A 16,156-nucleotide genomic window follows, 5' to 3' on the forward strand; every position below is an offset into this window, starting at 1 on the left:
GAGCATTTGTCAAAATGTGTGAACCTTTTTGACACACTTTTAGTGCCTTAAAAAGCCCTTGTAAAAGGGCTTTTTTTGTTAGTCTCTTTAAATAAATCAATTTCTTTAAAAAAACAGGTCGAAAAACAATATTTTACCAAATAAATTGTATATTTCGAGGTTATTATTAGCAATAGTTAAGAATAATATGATAAACTTATAGTGTCACATGTTTTATGTAATTTTAAAAATAGAAAGGAAATTATCATGGATGTTTCATGGATGACAAAATATATTGTTGAGGGGTTAGGAACATTACTCCTTGTCCTACTCGGTAATGGTACAATTGCAGGAGTGACGCTCAAAGGCTCTAAAAATGAGGGCATGGGAGGACTTGCGATTGCTTGGGGATACGGAATTGCAATTCTAGTTCCTGTTCTTGCTTTTGCAAATGTTTCAGGGGCTCATATTAACCCAGCAATTACACTCGGACTTGCTTCAGCTGGTCTATTCCCTTGGGCTCATGTTGCGCAATATATTTTAGCACAACTTATTGGTGCAATTATTGGTCAGTTACTCGTCGTAGCGATTTACAAAGAATACTTTGCTAAAACTAATGATGGAGCAATTGCTTTAGGTGCTTTTGCTACAACTAATGCTTTAGACAACGGTTCAAATCGTGGGAAAGCAATTTTCAATGGATTTGTCAATGAAGTAATCGGAATGTTTGTATTTGTTTTCGGAATTCTCAGTTTTACAACGAACTTCTTTGGCGCTGAATCAATCAAATGGATGACAAGTTACGCTCAACAACAAGGAGCCGATGTTACATCTAATGCAACAGTAAGCCAAATTTGGGCTTCAGTTTCAGGGGCCTCATCATCTAAAATGATTGGTGCCCTTGCGATTGGTTTAATGTTTGTTGGCTTGGTTACAGCATTTGGTGGACCAACTGGTGCAGCATTGAATCCAGCGCGTGACCTTGGTCCTCGTATCGTTTATAGTTTCTTACCACAATCAGTTGTTGGTGAAAACAAAGACGCTAAATGGTGGTATGCATGGGTTCCAGTTGTTGCCACAATTGTTGGTGCAGTAATTGCAGCTACCGTATTTAAACTCATGTTTAAATAAAATTAAGGGATAATAGATTGAGTGTTGAGTGTTAGAACTTCAGCAGGATTTCTACCCCTTTTTAATCAAAAATAGATCTCCGATTCAGGAGATCTATTTTATTTTGTTTACTAGTTATATTCTTTCTTTTTTATGAATGTTTTGTGGTAGTATCATTTGTAGACTCTTTGTGTCCTATTTGAAAAATACTTGGATAACTAGTGGGTTACTTACTCAGAATACAAGGGCTTGACTGAAGTGAGATGGCTTTTCTATCTTTTGACCAATTTATTTTCAATCCTAAAACTTAATAAGTGAATTTTATGAAAAACTCACAATATTTTGACCTTTATTTTTTTTACTTTACTTAATTTTGTTGACCTTATAAAAAAATCATTTTTTCTGAATCAATCTAAAATTATTAATTTTGAATATGTTAATTTTACTTATGGATGATTTTTCGCAACTTTCAATTGGAAAACAAGGAGAAGTTATTATAGCATCAAAGCTCAGATGGATGATCAAAAAATTGGAACAATAGGGGAAGACTATTATGAAAAAATTAAGGGTTTTTAAGTTATCGTTATGTTTTAAGTTAAATTTAGTGTAAAATTAAAATGAAATTATTTATGAAAAGAGAGTATAATGTTTAACCTTGATTTGACTAAAATTACGTTTCCTATAATCTTGTTAGGATTAGTAGTTTATATTTTTTTCATTCTCATAGAAATGCTAATTGTGTGGATATTTTGTAATGATGATTTTGAAATTAGTCTTAGACTATTTTGGTTCTTGTTTTTTTTCCCATATGGAGCAGCATTTGTTATTGCTTCGCATATCTAACGTCTGATGGCGTTTTTTTTTACAAAAAAGTAGAGATTTTTTGTCTTCAGGCTTATTTTTTTACAAATTCCACAGCATCAGTGGTTCCTAAACTTCCATCCTTACTTATCTGTTGAAATTTAATATGGGTTTTGTTAATTGGTGTGATGTGAAATTCAGTTCCTTGTTTACTTACAAGTTCGATTTCCTTTTTATCACTTTCGTTAGTGTATTCTTTTGAGCATTTAGAAACTTTTCCATCACTCCCTGATCTGATTTCCCATATGTCATCCTCTTCGGAAAAAGTGTAAGTAACATCCCAAGTTTTACTGTACCATTTTCCTTGTAACCAATCTGCTGAATCTTTTCTATTCTGGCAACCACTTAATAAGATTAAACCCAAACCTAAAGTTAAACCTCCAAGAATTATTTTATTCATATTCTTTCTCCAGATTTATTTTTATTCATAGTATCAAAAGTTTTACTTTAAAGCAAGGCACTTAGCTTAAACATTTTTTATTGGTCAGTGGCATATCCATTTTGTTTGAAAATACATATAAAAATTTATATAATAAGCATATCTATGCATAAGTAATTTATTGTATAAAGTAATTTAGTGTATAGTAAGGTGTCCGATCTTGATTAGACACCTTTTATTATTCATTTAACTTATGAAAAGACACTGGTTCACATTCTATTTATGTGATAACTAGGATTTCTAATAGGTTAGGTAGTTTGACATTGAATCAAATTAGTGTTACTATGAATGAGTAGATTTTGTCATGAGTAAAATGTTTTATAGATTCACTTTTCGCAATATAAGATTTACAATTTTGTCGAAAGGAAATAAATATTATGGCAAATGGAACAGTAAAATGGTTTAACGCTACTAAAGGATTTGGTTTTATTACTTCTGAAGATGGTCAAGATTTGTTCGCACACTTCTCAGCAATCCAATCTGATGGATTCAAATCACTTGACGAAGGTCAAAAAGTTGAATTTGATGTTGAAGAAGGTCAACGTGGACCTCAAGCAGTTAATATCACAAAAGCATAAAATAAATCTGAGAAACTAGACAAAGTTCCAAAGCAATTGCTTTGGAACTTTGTCTAGTTGGTTAAGAAAAGAGCCCGTCCCCTTGCTCCTGTCAAAAATTAGGACACTCTAAAAAGGGAGATTTTTATTTAGTCAAATATGATATAATGAAAGAGTCTTAAACGTAGGTGTCAGCAATTTGCTGACACTTTTTGAGTTTAACAAGAGTAGTGTATTTTCTGAGATACAAAAAACAGTTGGGTAACTCTAAATAAAAGATGATTATTTATCAGTAAGGAAGATTTTTTCTTGCCCTTAGAACTTAAAAGCGCTATAATGATTATAATTTACTGAAAAGGACAGACAATTATGACACAATATAATATCGCGGTCGTTGGGGCTACTGGTGCCGTAGGAACAAGAATGCTTGAGCAATTAGAAAAATCTACTCTTCCAATAGAAACCGTACGTGCACTTGCCAGTAAACGTTCGGCGGGTAAAATTGTAGAGTTCAAAGGTCAAGAGCTTGTCATAGAAGAGTTGACTGAGGACAGTTTTGAAGGCATTGATATCGCTCTGTTTTCAGCTGGAGGTTCAGTTTCTGAAAAATTTGCCCCATATGCTGTAAAAGCTGGAGCGGTAGTTGTGGATAATACATCGTTTTTCCGTCAAAATCCTAATGTTCCTTTGGTTGTTCCAGAAGTTAATGCACATGCACTTGAACAACATAATGGAATTATTGCTTGTCCTAATTGTTCAACAATTCAAATGATGATTGCTTTAGAGCCAATTCGTCGTGCTTATGGGCTTGAACGTGTGATTGTCAGTACTTATCAAGCAGTATCTGGTGCTGGTCAGTCCGCAATTAATGAAACAAATCGTGAACTTCAAGAAGCGCTTGATGGAAAAGCACTGACAGAATTGTCAGCAGAAATTTTACCATCTGCTGGTGATAAAAAACATTATCCAATTGCTTATAATGCGCTTGCACAAATTGATGTATTTACTGACAACGATTATACTTATGAAGAAATGAAAATGACCAATGAAACTAAGAAAATCATGGAAGATGATTCAATTGCGGTTTCGGCAACTTGTGTCAGAATTCCAGTTCTCTATGGTCATTCTGAATCAGTTTATGTTGAAACGAAAAAAGAAGCAGATATTGCTGAGGTCAAGCGTCTAATTTCTGAGTTCCCAGGGGCGGTCTTGGAAGATGATGTCGCACATCAAATTTATCCACAAGCCATTAATTCAGTTGGGCGTCGTGAAACTTTTGTGGGCCGTATTCGTCGTGATTTGGATGCAGCCAATGGGATTCATCTTTGGGTAGTTTCTGACAATTTACTCAAGGGAGCTGCTTGGAATTCTGTCCAAATTGCCGAAACGTTGCATGAACGTGGCTTGGTTAGACCAACTAAAGAATTAAAATTTGAATTGAAATAAGGTATTTAGATGAGCTATGTCAGCGATATCCGTAAGAAAATTGGACATGATCTATTAATTTATCTTGGATCTGGCGTCATTGTTTATGATGATGGGAAAATTCTTTTACAAGAACGAAAAGATAATGGTAAATGGGCTTTGCATGCCGGAGGAATTGAGGTTGGTGAAGAACTTGAAGAGACTGCTCGCCGAGAGTTACTCGAAGAAACAGGATTAAAAGCGGGAAATCTTGAGCTTTTAGGGATTTATTCGGGTCAAGACCGCTTTATCACGTATCCAAATGAAGACCAAGTTTATATGCCAGGGGTTTACTATATTTGTCGTGATTTTGTAGGTGATTTAAGACCACAAAATGAGGAGGTCAAGCAACTCAAGTGGTTTGAAATTACTGAGATCCCTAAAAATATTCATGAGCCAAATCGACGTGTTATTGAAGATTTTATTCGAAAAATTTCCAAAGAGTAACGATGAAATAATATTTTTGACCTTATTTACTAAAGTATGCTATAATGAATCAAACAAAATTAGAGGTTGCAAAGACGAAAAAATTAGTGGAGCGGTGGACGCAATGAAACTGATGGCGGCGTTCTTTGCCGAAAGAAAAATTGTCACAGAATTTTTCTTGGGCTGTATGGTTAAATCCTACAGACTGTCTTTCTGTCAGTACTGACAGAAGGGGGAGCTAATCAAAATCATTTTTGACGAACTTTTGAGAACCTCTTTTGCATAAAAAGAGGTTCTTTTTGACCTCTTGACAGAAGCTTATCAATAAGCTCACCCAAAAGGAGAAGACATGTCAGCAAAAGAAACAATTGAAAAATTAAAAAAAGCACGAATTATCACGGCTTTAGTGACACCCTTTAAAGAAAATGGCCAAATTAATTTTGAAGCATTTCCAAAACTTGTTGAGGATTTGCTTGCCAGTCATACAGAAGGGCTTATTTTAGCAGGAACGACAGCCGAATCGCCAACGCTCACGCATGATGAAGAATTAGAAATTTTTGCCTCAATTAATCAGCTCGTAGATGGACGGGTTCCTTTGATTGCCGGCATAGGAACTAATGATACTCGGGATTCAGTTGAGTTCATAAAAGAAGTTGCAAAATTAGGTTATATTGATGCAGGACTAGCGGTGACTCCTTATTACAATAAACCTTCCCAAGAAGGCATTTATCAACATTTTAAAGCAATAGCAAGTGCTAGTGACTTACCAATTATTTTGTATAATATTCCAGGACGAGTAGTGACTGAAATTCTACCAGATACAATTTTACGTTTGTCCCAGTTGGAAAATGTAATTGCAGTTAAAGAGTGTACAAGTACTGACAACCTAGCTTATCTTATTGAGAATGTACCAGAAGATTTTCTTGTTTACACTGGAGAAGATGGCTTAGCTTTTCATGCGAAATCTCTAGGAGGGCAAGGAGTCATCTCGGTTGCCAGCCATATCTTGGGGCAAGAATTTTTTGAAATGTTTGCTGAAATAGACCATGGCTCGATTCAAGAGGCCGCGGCTATTCAAAGAAAAATATTACCAAAAATCAATGCGCTCTTTAGTGTGACAAGTCCAGCACCAATTAAAACAGTCTTGAACAATAAAGGTTATGCAGTTGGAGGATTACGCTTACCACTTGTCGCTTGTACTGATCAGGAAGCAAAAATAATTATTGAACAAATTGAAAATTAAAAATACCTTTAAAGGTATTTTTTTTATTAAAATATTCTTGTCAGTATTCAATTGACTTAATTTTGCCGTTTGTTTCTAATAAGTTTAGAATTGAAGTGATTTCATAATTTTTAGGTAACTTCAAATATAAATCAACTCTCAAACAATTATTTGATTTCTTTTCAACTTTTAAACTGAGAATTTTAACCTGCTCATCTTTTAATTGATTTTGAAGAAGTTGAAGTCCTTCAAGGTTTTCCAACTGAAGAATAAGATGGTCACTTGTTGCTGATTTTATCCAACGATAATTCTGATGTAAAATAATTTGAAAGAGCAAGATGAGTAAAGTGGCAACAATACCTATAAAATATAAGCCAGAACCGATTGCCATTCCGATACCCGAAGTCGCCCAAATCCCAGCGGCAGTCGTTAAACCATTTACCGATTGATTGTGAACAAAAATCATCCCTGCTCCTAAGAAACCAATACCACTAACAATTTGAGCAGCTATTCTGGAAGGGTCCAGACTGACCCCATGAGTGCTAATGATGTCCATAAATCCGTATTTGGAGACAATAATCATCAAAGCAGCACTTAAGGCAACAATTAAATGGGTCCGGATTCCCGCATTTTTTGAACGACTATTTCTTTCGTAACCAATCGCATATCCGCAAATTCCGGCTAGGATTAGACGAATCAACCAATCCATTTGTGTTAAGAAAGTAATCTGCATAAAATTTCCTCCTTGTCATTTAAAACTTACTTTCCATTATATCGCTATTTTAATTAGAAAAAAAGTAAGACTCATAAAAAATGAAACAGACTTGCTTTTTTGCTTGCTTTGGGTTAAACTTATATTAGTGTATTCTCGGTAGAGATTGGAATGCCAATCTCTTTTATTTTAATTCTCATTAGAGTTATCTTTTCAATATCGCTTGTCCCACTCGACCGATTTCGAGAGTGAATAAGGCAAGGAAATTGCAAAAAACAGGACTGTAAATTTACTGACAGAATTTGTCAATAACTTACAGATTCTTTTTATATCGAAAAAATTATAAATTACACTGACAAGAAAGGTTTTTATGTCTAATATTAAAATCACCCCATTAGGTGGTGTACGTGAATTTGGTAAAAACATGTATTTGGTTGAAGTTGAAGAGCAAATTTTTGTGCTTGATGCAGGGCTTAAATACGCTGAAATGGATCAACTTGGTGTTGATTTTGTTATTCCTGATATTACATATCTCTTAGAAAATGCTGACCGCGTAGCTGGAATTTTCTTAACCCATGGGCACGCGGACTCTATTGGCGCTTTGCCTTATATTGTTTCTGAATTAAAAGTTCCTGTATTCGGTTCAGAATTGACAATTGAACTTGCAAAAATTAATGTAAAAAATTATGCTGACAGCCGTAAGTTTAATGATTTTCATGTTGTCACTGAAGATACAGAAATTGACTTTGGTAAAGCAGTGATTTCTTTCTTCTCAACGACACATACGATTCCAGAAAGTTTAGGAATTGTCATCTCAACAACTGACGGGAACATTGTTTATACAGGTGATTTCCGTTTTGACCCAGCGGTTGCCAAAGGTTACCGTACAAACATGCGTCGCTTAGCGGAAATTGGAAATAGTGGCGTTCTTGCCTTGCTTTCATCATCACCAAATGCTTTGTCAACAATGCAATCTGCCAGTGAACATGAAATTTATGAAAAAATTTATGACCACATTGATGACAATGAAGGACGGGTCATTATTGCTTGTAACGCAGGTAACTTAGGACGAATTCAACAAACGATTGATGCAGCAATCAAGCTCGGTCGTCGTGTCGCCTTTACTGGTGAGGATATGGACCAAATTATTGAAACAGCAACTCGTCTTAATAAATTACAAATTGTTGATAAAAAATCAATCATTAAACCAGCTGAAATCAAAAAATTTGCTGATAATGAATTAGTTATTTTAGAAACAGGACGAATGGGTGAGCCTCTCAAAGCATTGGGAGATATGGCTCATCGCCGTCATAAATACGTTAAAATTAAAGATGGAGATTTAGTCCTTGCTGTGACAAGTCCATCTGTCTCTTATGAAACAACGATTGCTCGTATTGAAAATGAAATCTATAAAGCTGGTGGTGTCATGAAAATGTTGGCTTCAGATTTGAAAATATCTGGTCATGCTAATGCCCGCGACTTACAATTTCTTCTTGATATCTTCCGTCCAAAAAACTTGATTCCAATCCAAGGTGAGTACCGCGAACTTAGTGCTCATGCTGATTTAGCTATGGAAATGGATATTTTGCCAGAGCATATCTTTATTGCCAAACGCGGTGAAACCGTAAGTTTGGAAAATGGAGACATGGTTCCTGCTGGAGTCATTCAAGCTGAAAATGTTATGATTGATGGTTCAGGAGTTGGAGATATTGGATCGGTTGTTTTACGTGACCGTAAAGTCTTGTCAGAAGATGGAATTTTCATTGCGGTTATCACGATTTCTAAGACAGAACGCAAAATTGTCAGCAAATCTCGCGTTCATACTCGTGGTTTTGTTTATGTTAAAACATCGCGTGACTTGATGCGTGAAGCTGGTGAGTTAGTAAATGAAACAGTTGACAAATATCTTGCAGGTAAAGAATTTGATTGGGCAGAAATTAAAGGTTCAATTCGTGATGCTCTTGGTAAATTCTTATATGAGCAAACAAAACGTAAACCGGTGATTCTTCCAGTCGTGATGGAAGCCCGTCAACCTCAAGATTTAAACAAACGTTACACCAAAAAAAATCATAATAAAAAATAAAAGTTACAAAATCTCCTTTTTTTCGTATAGAAAGTTAGGAGGTTTTTTATGTCAAAAAAATCGATTAAGAAAATTACAATGACCGTTGGAGTAGGATTACTGACAGCCATCATGAGTCCTTCTGTCATCAATCAGCAAGTAGTGTTAGATTCGTCAGTAGAAGCGGCGAGTGCGAAAATCACCTATACAGATGCTCAGCAAGTTACTTACAGTTTGGATACAGTAGCAAAAACTGCCGAGGTTACGTCATTTTCTGGTCCGGCCGGTGCTGATATTATCATTCCAGATGTAGTTGTAAGTAACGGTCAAACCTACGCTGTAACTTCAATTGGAACTTATGCATTTTCAAATACAGGAATTCATTCGGTTATTATTGGAAATAATGTTGTGGACATTAATACAAGTGCCTTTCAAACTACGGCTGCCTATTCAGATTATTATAAAAATGCTTTAACAGAAGTTGTTTTGGGACAAAGTGTCCAAAACATAAAAACAGACGCTTTTGCTGGGAATGCTTTGACCAGTATCATATTTCCAAATTCAGTCGTTAAGATTGCAACGAGAGCCTTTGCTAATAATAATCTGACCGAACTTTCTTTTGGACCAAATGTAACTGAAATCATGCCTAAAGCATTTCAAAGCAATCAAATAAGTTCAATCACATTTGATGCTGACTCACTGACAACAGTTGATTCGACAGCATTTTCAGGAAGTCCTGTTTGCTTTTTGAGCTTGGGAAATGGAGTGAGTTTAGCTGATGATGCCTTTAATAAAGTTAGTACTCTTTTTGGACAATTAACTGATTTACCAACAAGTGGAATTCGAACAATTATAGTAGATAGTAATGGAATTTTGGAAAAAAGTTGGACAAATACTGAAAGTTCAAATTCTACAAATAATAACCCAAATAATCCGAGCACAGATTCAGCAATTTCAGATGAAGTAACTGACCAGTTGGATTTGTCTGATGCCTCTGATAATAGTTCCTCCAACGATTCAACAACAACGTTACCTAATCAAGATGAAAAATTAGAACCTAATTCAGAGTCTGATTCCAGTTCTTTAGGCTCCAACTCGAATGAGAATCCCACTAATGGTTTAGACTCAGATTTATCAATGGATTCAGTTTCTAATGAACAAAATGATTCTAGTTTAGATTCGACCAGTTCAGTTCCAACAACTTCAAATACTGAAAACTCAACCCTACCCTCTTCTGAGGAAACTGATAATCCTGATAATAATTCAGACCTAAACCCATCAGAAAATGAGGGAACCATCTTGAACCAAGAAGCTAACAATAGTTCACTCGCTTCTTCAACATCGGTAGATCCCAGCAATTCAGGGAATGATTCCAGTGCTCAAGCTAATGAAAATACAAGTCCTATATTATCTTCCCCAGATATAGTTGATAATGCTAGTAATAGTTCAGGTTCAGATGTATCGGCTAATACAAATCTAAACCCAAAAACTGAAACTCCTCCGACGACTCCTCCAGAGATAAGCAAAGGGTCAGAAACAGCCCCAAAAAGTCCAAATACAGAAAGCTCAACTTCAAACTCACCCTCTTCTGAAGTTACTAACAATTCAGCTAGTAATTCTAGTTCAGATTTACCAATAAACCAAGAGACAAATTCGAGTACCACTACTACCACCACAATCCCATCAGAAGGTATCGACTCAGAAACAGCTCCAATAAGTTCAAATACAGAAAATTCGACCTCAAACTCACCCTCTTCTAAAGTTACTGACAATCCAGCTAGTAATTCTAGTTCAAACTTACCAACAAACCAAGAGATAAATTCGAGTACAGCAACCACCACAATCCCATCAAAAAGTATCGATTCAGAAACGGCCCCAATAAGTTCAAATACAGAAAGCTCATCTTCAAACTCAGTCTCTTCTGAAGTTACTGACAAGTTAGCTAGTAATTCTAGTTCAGACTTGTCAACAAACCAAGAGAAAGATTTAAAGACAGAAGAAAATCCTCCATCAATAACTGTAGAAACTAGTAATGCAAAATCATCCCAAACAGGTTCAATTACAGAAAGTTCAAAACCGGATTTTGCCCTAACTAATAGTACTGATGAAAGTTCTAGTCCAGAATCACTGACTGACAAAAAAACTAGTTCAAGTTCAGAAATCAAAACGGACCAATCTGTCCCAACTTTTGAGTTAGAAGAGTCAGAAGGAAGTCAAACTACGAACACAAGTGTTATTAATAAAATTATCGAAAGTAGAAAAGATACAGAAGAAACAATAGCTATATCAGCTCAAAGTAAAGTTGATTCTAATAAATCTGCTACTGCAAATTTATCAAAAGAATTGGATAAAAACCAACTAGTTGATGAAAAGCCACTAAAAGAGTCACCTGATAAGTCAGCTGATTCAGGCAAGCAGCTTCCAGTTGCTCCAGCAAATAGTCAGGAGAGCAGTGATAAAGCAGCCAGTCCACAAAACATTTTACAAATATTGCCTAATTTACCTGAAAAAAATACGATTAATAAAGTCGAGCCAGAGGATTCAAATTCATACTTAACAGAACAAAATCCGGCCCAGAATTTGAAAGAAATTCTGCCTATACTAAAAAACAGTCCGATAGATTCAGCGAACATTGACCAAGGAATAATTAAAAAAATATTAAAGTCCAATAAAGAGGTCCAAAAAAATCAGTTACAACTTTCGAAAAATTTACCGCTAGCATTAGATTCAGATAAAATCAGTAATGTAAGATTAATAGCTAAAGATAAGCAAAATCAAAATGAGGATGAAAGTTGGAAAACAAGTCCTGACTTTGACAGGATTGCAGTGGAAAAGAGCGAAATGACTTTGACAACTCCTGATTCTAGCACTCAAAATTCGGGTATTTCAAGTAAGAGCGATAGTGATAATTTGAACCAAGAAGGACAATTCAATATAGTAAATCGAGATAAATTGTTTTCTGAAAGGGAAGAAGCTGGCGCGATAATTAGTGATAATCATAAATTAGATCATACTGATGGGCTAAGTAAAAATAATACAAAAATTAAGTATTTCATTAGTCTTTTAATAATCATCATTGGAAGTGCTATAGAATGGTTCATTATATTTTTCAAAAAGAGAAAAAAAGATAATAACTAAAACTTTAGATGTATTCAAATTTAAGTAAAGAAATGTTATAATGAAGTAATTGTAAAAAATAGAATTGGATTATAAAATATGGCATTTGAAAACTTAACGGAACGTTTACAAAACGTTTTTAAAAATCTGCGTGGAAAGAAAAAAATTACTGAGACAGACGTCACAGAAATTACAAAAGAAATTCGAGTAGCTCTTCTTGAAGCCGACGTTGCTCTCCCAGTTGTCAAAAAATTTATTAAGGCAATTCGTGAGCGAGCTGTCGGTGTTGAAGTATCAGAGGCTTTGAACCCAGCTCAACAAGTTATCAAAATTGTTGATGAAGAATTAACAGCTATCTTAGGCGGTGGTGAAGCCGAATTACTCAAATCTCCTAAAATCCCAACAATTATCATGATGGTTGGTTTGCAAGGGGCAGGTAAAACAACCTTTGCTGGTAAACTTGCAAAAAAACTTAAAGAAGAACAAAATGCTCGCCCACTGATGATTGCAGCCGACGTTTATCGTCCAGCAGCGATTGACCAATTAAAAACCTTGGGAGAACAACTTGACATTCCTGTTTATGATGAAGGAACGTCTGAAAAACCCGTTAATATTGTCCGTAATGGTCTTTTAAAAGCTCAAGAAGAACGTAAAGATTATGTGTTGATTGATACGGCAGGTCGTCTTGAAATTGATGATACATTGATGAATGAGCTTCAAGAGATTAAAGCACTCGCGCAACCAACAGAAATTTTACTCGTTGTTGATGCGATGACTGGTCAAGTGGCCGCACAAGTGGCTAAAACTTTTGATGAAAAATTGGATATTACCGGTGTTATTATCACTAAACTCGATGGGGACACACGTGGTGGTGCGGCTTTATCAATTCGTGAAATTACCGGAAAACCTATTAAATTTACAGGGACTGGTGAAAAATTAACCGACCTTGAAGTTTTCTACCCTGATCGTATGAGCTCAAGAATTCTTGGTATGGGTGATATGCTCACTCTGATTGAGAAGGCGCAAGCTAATTATGATGAGGAACAATCTGCAAAACTCGCTGAAAAAATGGCTGATAATCGTTTTGATTATGAGGATTTTGTTGAGCAACTAGATCAAGTTACAAATATGGGACCAATGGAAGATATTATGAAAATGATTCCAGGAATGTCACAAATGCCTGGCTTGGATAAAGTTAAAGTTGACCCTAAAGATGTTGCTAGAAAACGGGCAATGGTTTTGTCAATGACCCCAGCTGAACGTCATTTAGAAGCAGAACTATCGCCAGCTCGTCGTCGTCGAATCGCCGCAGGTTCTGGAAATTCATTTATTGAAGTAAATAAATTCATTAAGCAATTTAATCAATCCAAAGAAATGATGCAAGGAATCATGAATGGTGATATGAATGCGATGATGCAAAAAATGATGGGTGGAGCTGGTGGACAAATGCCAAATATGCCAACCGGTTCTGGAATGCCAGATATGTCAGCCTTGGGAGATTTACAAGGAATGATGGGAAATGGTTCCGCAAACGGAATGCCAGATATGAGTTCTATGTTTGGTGGTGGTTTGAAAGGTAAAGCAACTGAATTTGCCATGAAGCAAGCCATGAAACGTGCTCAAAAGAAAATGAAAAAAGGTAAGAAAAAACGCTAAGAAATGAAAAAACAGGAATTTCTCCTGTTTTTTTATTTAATCATTTTTTCTTTCTGGGTATACTCGGATTTAAGAATCCCCATGAAATAACTGTCATGATATTTTCCACCGGCGAAAAATTGTTCTTTAATCGTTCCTTCAATTTTAAAACCTAATTTTTTATAAATATGAACGGCAGGGGCATTGTCGATATCTACCCACAAATAAACTTTGTGCATGTTTAGAGTATTGAAGGCATAATCAACACCGGTTTTTAGGGCCTTTTGGGCATAGCCTTTTCCAGAAAAACCACCAATAATGATAATTTGAATTTCACAAGTACGATGAATATAATCAATCGACATTAGCTCGACAATGCCCACAAATGTATCATTGGCTTCAATCACAAATCGTCTTTCTGTATTATCATGGATATGTTTATCGTAAAGACTGGTTAATTCATCTAATGATTCATAGGGTTCCTCAAACCAAAGACGCATGGTTTCAGCCTTATTATTAATAATATGAATGTTTCTTAAATCTGTTCGTTCTAAGGCTCTAATTCTCATTGTTGTTTCGTTCGTTAATGTCGTCATTTTTCTTACTCCTTGTTTGAATTTTCTTCTTAAAAATAAAAAGTCTTGTTATTTAATTATAACAAGACTCAAAATTTTAAGCGACTATTTAAAAAGCCCAAAACCACCATTCCAAGATATTTTTTCAGAGGCGGCTAGGCTAATCTGCAAAAATCCTAATGCTTCAAGTTCACGTGCACGTTTAAGAGAACCAGCATCAACCAGCGATAAGCCACTCTTTTCAAGAGCACGAAAGAGTTGTTCTTTGGCTTGTTGACTATCGCTTGCTAAAAGAACAGTTGTTTGGTGTTTGTTTGAGACTTTTTTTGTTGCTAAAGTTTCGGAAAAGCTTGTATTAAATGCTTTGACAACGGTGGAATTTGGGAGTTTGTCAGCAATAATTGCAGCGGCAGAACTATCAGCTGGCACTAGAAGGTCATCAAATGTAGAAAAATCAACAGGGTTAGTAATATCAACAATTATTTTACCATCAAGCTCGTCTGCATATTCTTTGATAATTTCTTCAAGCGCACTATAAGGAACTGCAAAAACGACAATTTCTCCTAGAGGTGATTTGTCTGAATCCGATAAGATGTAATTGACTACGTTTCCGGAAGTGGTAAAATTATCACCAATTGCTGTCCCCATCTTCCCCTTACCAAAAATACTAATATCCATGATATTCCTCCTCTTAATTATGTATTTTAGTTATTAATTTGATTATATCACTGAAAAAATTAAATCTATAATAATCTTACTCGATAAGAGACAAATTAACTAAAAGGCAAAAATATAATGAGATTTTATTGACATTAGCTGAATATTTATGTGATAATATTTAGATATATCTTTTGGAAGTAGGGGTTAAAAATATGAATTCGGAATTGACTTTTAGGCAAGGATTAAAGGATACTTTGCCAACAGTTTTTGGATATATTGGTATCGGAGCAGCATTTGGAATGATTGGTCATAGTGCAGGGTTTAGTGCGTGGGTAATTTTATTACTTTCACTGATTGTTTATGCAGGTTCAGCACAATTTATTATTATTACCATGCTTGCAGTTCATAGTCCACTTTTATCGATTGTATTGAGTGTGTTTTTAGTTAATTCACGAATTATTTTGATGTCTATGACGACAGCCTCTTATTTTAAAAATGAAAGTTTATTAAAAAATATCTTTATTGGAACTTTGCTGACAGATGAAACTTTTGCTCTGGGTATGAATAAACAAAATTATACCGAGGGTAAGTTAAATTTTTCTTGGTTTAATGCCTCGAATATACTGGCATATACGGTTTGGGCTTTATCTAGTCTTATGGGTGCACTTCTAGGAAATTTATTAACAGATCCAGAAAAGTTGGGGCTGGGTTTTGCAATTATTGCAATGTTTATTGGTTTACTCTATTTGCAACTTATTGGTGATAAGACTTTAGGCTTAAAATTACAATTGTTGATGGTTGGGATTACTTTAATCTTATTTTATTTTGGACTAATTTTTATTCCAAGTAATTTATTGATTTTATTTGTCACTTTGCTTGTTTGTGCCATAGGAGTGGGGGTAAAACATGTATTCTTTTAATTTTGTTATGCTGACGATTATTATATGTGGACTTGTCACTTTACTCTCAAGAATTTTACCATTTATTTTGCTTAAAAATGTTAACTTACCTCAGCCTCTTGTAGAATATTTGAGTTTCGTTCCCGTAGTTATTATGTCCGCTTTGTGGATTTCTAATCTTTTTGTTCAACATTTAGGACATTTTCCTTCTGTAAATTGGACTAATTTATTGGCCTCATTACCGACAATTATTGCTGCAATTTTAAGCAAAAACTTATTGGTCATTGTCCTTGTGGGAATTATCTCTCTCGCATTAATTCAAGTTATTTTATAGAAAGTCAAAAAAGAATCCGTAATTTACAGATTCTTTTTATCTTTTAATGAGACTAATATTTTGTTAGAATAAGATGAGATGTCAAAGTTTCTTTACATCTGAAA

14 protein-coding genes are annotated in these 16,156 nt (G+C 35.0%); 10 read left to right on the top strand and 4 right to left on the bottom strand.

Translation table 11 applies throughout. The annotated features are described in order from the left end of the window. Positions 1-246 precede the first annotated feature (246 nt). Positions 247-1,110 (top strand): MIP/aquaporin family protein, encoded by an 864-nt coding sequence (locus RSC39_RS04295; protein WP_332535354.1) that lies wholly within the window; start codon positions 247-249, stop codon positions 1,108-1,110. Between the two features lie 874 nt (positions 1,111-1,984). On the opposite strand, the gene RSC39_RS04300 is transcribed toward RSC39_RS04295, so the two are convergent. After that, positions 1,985-2,350: a hypothetical protein gene (locus RSC39_RS04300; RefSeq protein ID WP_063281137.1), complete on the bottom strand. Its 366-nt coding sequence runs from the start codon at positions 2,348-2,350 to the stop codon at positions 1,985-1,987. A gap of 416 nt (positions 2,351-2,766) precedes the next feature. Between RSC39_RS04300 and RSC39_RS04305 the strand changes: the two genes are divergently transcribed. The 4 genes from RSC39_RS04305 to dapA all read left to right on the top strand — a co-directional run bounded on the left by RSC39_RS04305 (position 2,767) and on the right by dapA (position 6,079). Then, positions 2,767-2,967, top strand: coding sequence for a cold-shock protein (locus tag RSC39_RS04305; RefSeq protein WP_011835124.1), 201 nt, complete (start codon positions 2,767-2,769; stop codon positions 2,965-2,967). Between the two features lie 348 nt (positions 2,968-3,315). After that, positions 3,316-4,392: an aspartate-semialdehyde dehydrogenase gene (locus RSC39_RS04310; RefSeq protein WP_043735290.1), complete on the top strand. Its 1,077-nt coding sequence runs from the start codon at positions 3,316-3,318 to the stop codon at positions 4,390-4,392. A 9-nt stretch (positions 4,393-4,401) separates the two neighbouring features. Further along, complete coding sequence (locus tag RSC39_RS04315; RefSeq protein ID WP_332535359.1) at positions 4,402-4,857, top strand: NUDIX hydrolase; 456 nt, start codon at positions 4,402-4,404, stop codon at positions 4,855-4,857. Between the two features lie 328 nt (positions 4,858-5,185). Further along, positions 5,186-6,079: a 4-hydroxy-tetrahydrodipicolinate synthase gene (dapA, locus tag RSC39_RS04320; RefSeq protein WP_332535361.1), complete on the top strand. Its 894-nt coding sequence runs from the start codon at positions 5,186-5,188 to the stop codon at positions 6,077-6,079. A 40-nt stretch (positions 6,080-6,119) separates the two neighbouring features. On the opposite strand, the gene RSC39_RS04325 is transcribed toward dapA, so the two are convergent. Next, positions 6,120-6,791, bottom strand: a complete 672-nt coding sequence (locus RSC39_RS04325; RefSeq protein WP_043735285.1) for an MgtC/SapB family protein — start codon at positions 6,789-6,791, stop codon at positions 6,120-6,122. Positions 6,792-7,140: 349 nt separating this feature from the next. Here RSC39_RS04325 and RSC39_RS04330 point away from each other — a divergent pair, with 349 nt between their 5' ends. The 3 genes from RSC39_RS04330 (at position 7,141) to ffh (ending at position 13,605) form a co-directional block, all read left to right on the top strand. Continuing rightward, complete coding sequence (locus RSC39_RS04330; RefSeq protein WP_011834838.1) at positions 7,141-8,853, top strand: ribonuclease J; 1,713 nt, start codon at positions 7,141-7,143, stop codon at positions 8,851-8,853. Between the two features lie 48 nt (positions 8,854-8,901). Continuing rightward, positions 8,902-11,970 carry a leucine-rich repeat protein gene (locus RSC39_RS04335; RefSeq protein WP_332535363.1) on the top strand — a complete coding sequence of 1,023 codons (3,069 nt, stop codon included), beginning with the start codon at positions 8,902-8,904 and terminating at the stop codon, positions 11,968-11,970. A gap of 78 nt (positions 11,971-12,048) precedes the next feature. Next, positions 12,049-13,605: a signal recognition particle protein gene (ffh, locus tag RSC39_RS04340; RefSeq protein ID WP_011676655.1), complete on the top strand. Its 1,557-nt coding sequence runs from the start codon at positions 12,049-12,051 to the stop codon at positions 13,603-13,605. A 32-nt stretch (positions 13,606-13,637) separates the two neighbouring features. Here the strand turns inward: ffh and RSC39_RS04345 are convergent, their stop codons facing one another. Together RSC39_RS04345 and RSC39_RS04350 are read right to left on the bottom strand one after the other, a co-directional pair. Then, complete coding sequence (locus tag RSC39_RS04345) at positions 13,638-14,180, bottom strand: GNAT family N-acetyltransferase (RefSeq protein WP_332535366.1); 543 nt, start codon at positions 14,178-14,180, stop codon at positions 13,638-13,640. Positions 14,181-14,264: 84 nt separating this feature from the next. Next, on the bottom strand, positions 14,265-14,840 hold the full coding sequence (locus tag RSC39_RS04350; RefSeq protein ID WP_332535439.1) for an NADPH-dependent F420 reductase: 576 nt from the start codon (positions 14,838-14,840) through the stop codon (positions 14,265-14,267). A gap of 191 nt (positions 14,841-15,031) precedes the next feature. Here RSC39_RS04350 and RSC39_RS04355 point away from each other — a divergent pair, with 191 nt between their 5' ends. Together RSC39_RS04355 and RSC39_RS04360 are read left to right on the top strand one after the other, a co-directional pair. Next, positions 15,032-15,739, top strand: coding sequence for an AzlC family ABC transporter permease (locus RSC39_RS04355; RefSeq protein WP_046124016.1), 708 nt, complete (start codon positions 15,032-15,034; stop codon positions 15,737-15,739). Then, positions 15,726-16,052, top strand: a complete 327-nt coding sequence (locus tag RSC39_RS04360) for an AzlD domain-containing protein (RefSeq protein ID WP_011676650.1) — start codon at positions 15,726-15,728, stop codon at positions 16,050-16,052. The genes RSC39_RS04355 and RSC39_RS04360 overlap by 14 nt, the downstream gene beginning before the upstream one ends. The last annotated feature ends 104 nt before the right edge of the window (positions 16,053-16,156 follow it).

This window comes from Lactococcus sp., from assembly GCF_036648155.1.
Lineage (GTDB): Bacteria > Bacillota > Bacilli > Lactobacillales > Streptococcaceae > Lactococcus > Lactococcus cremoris.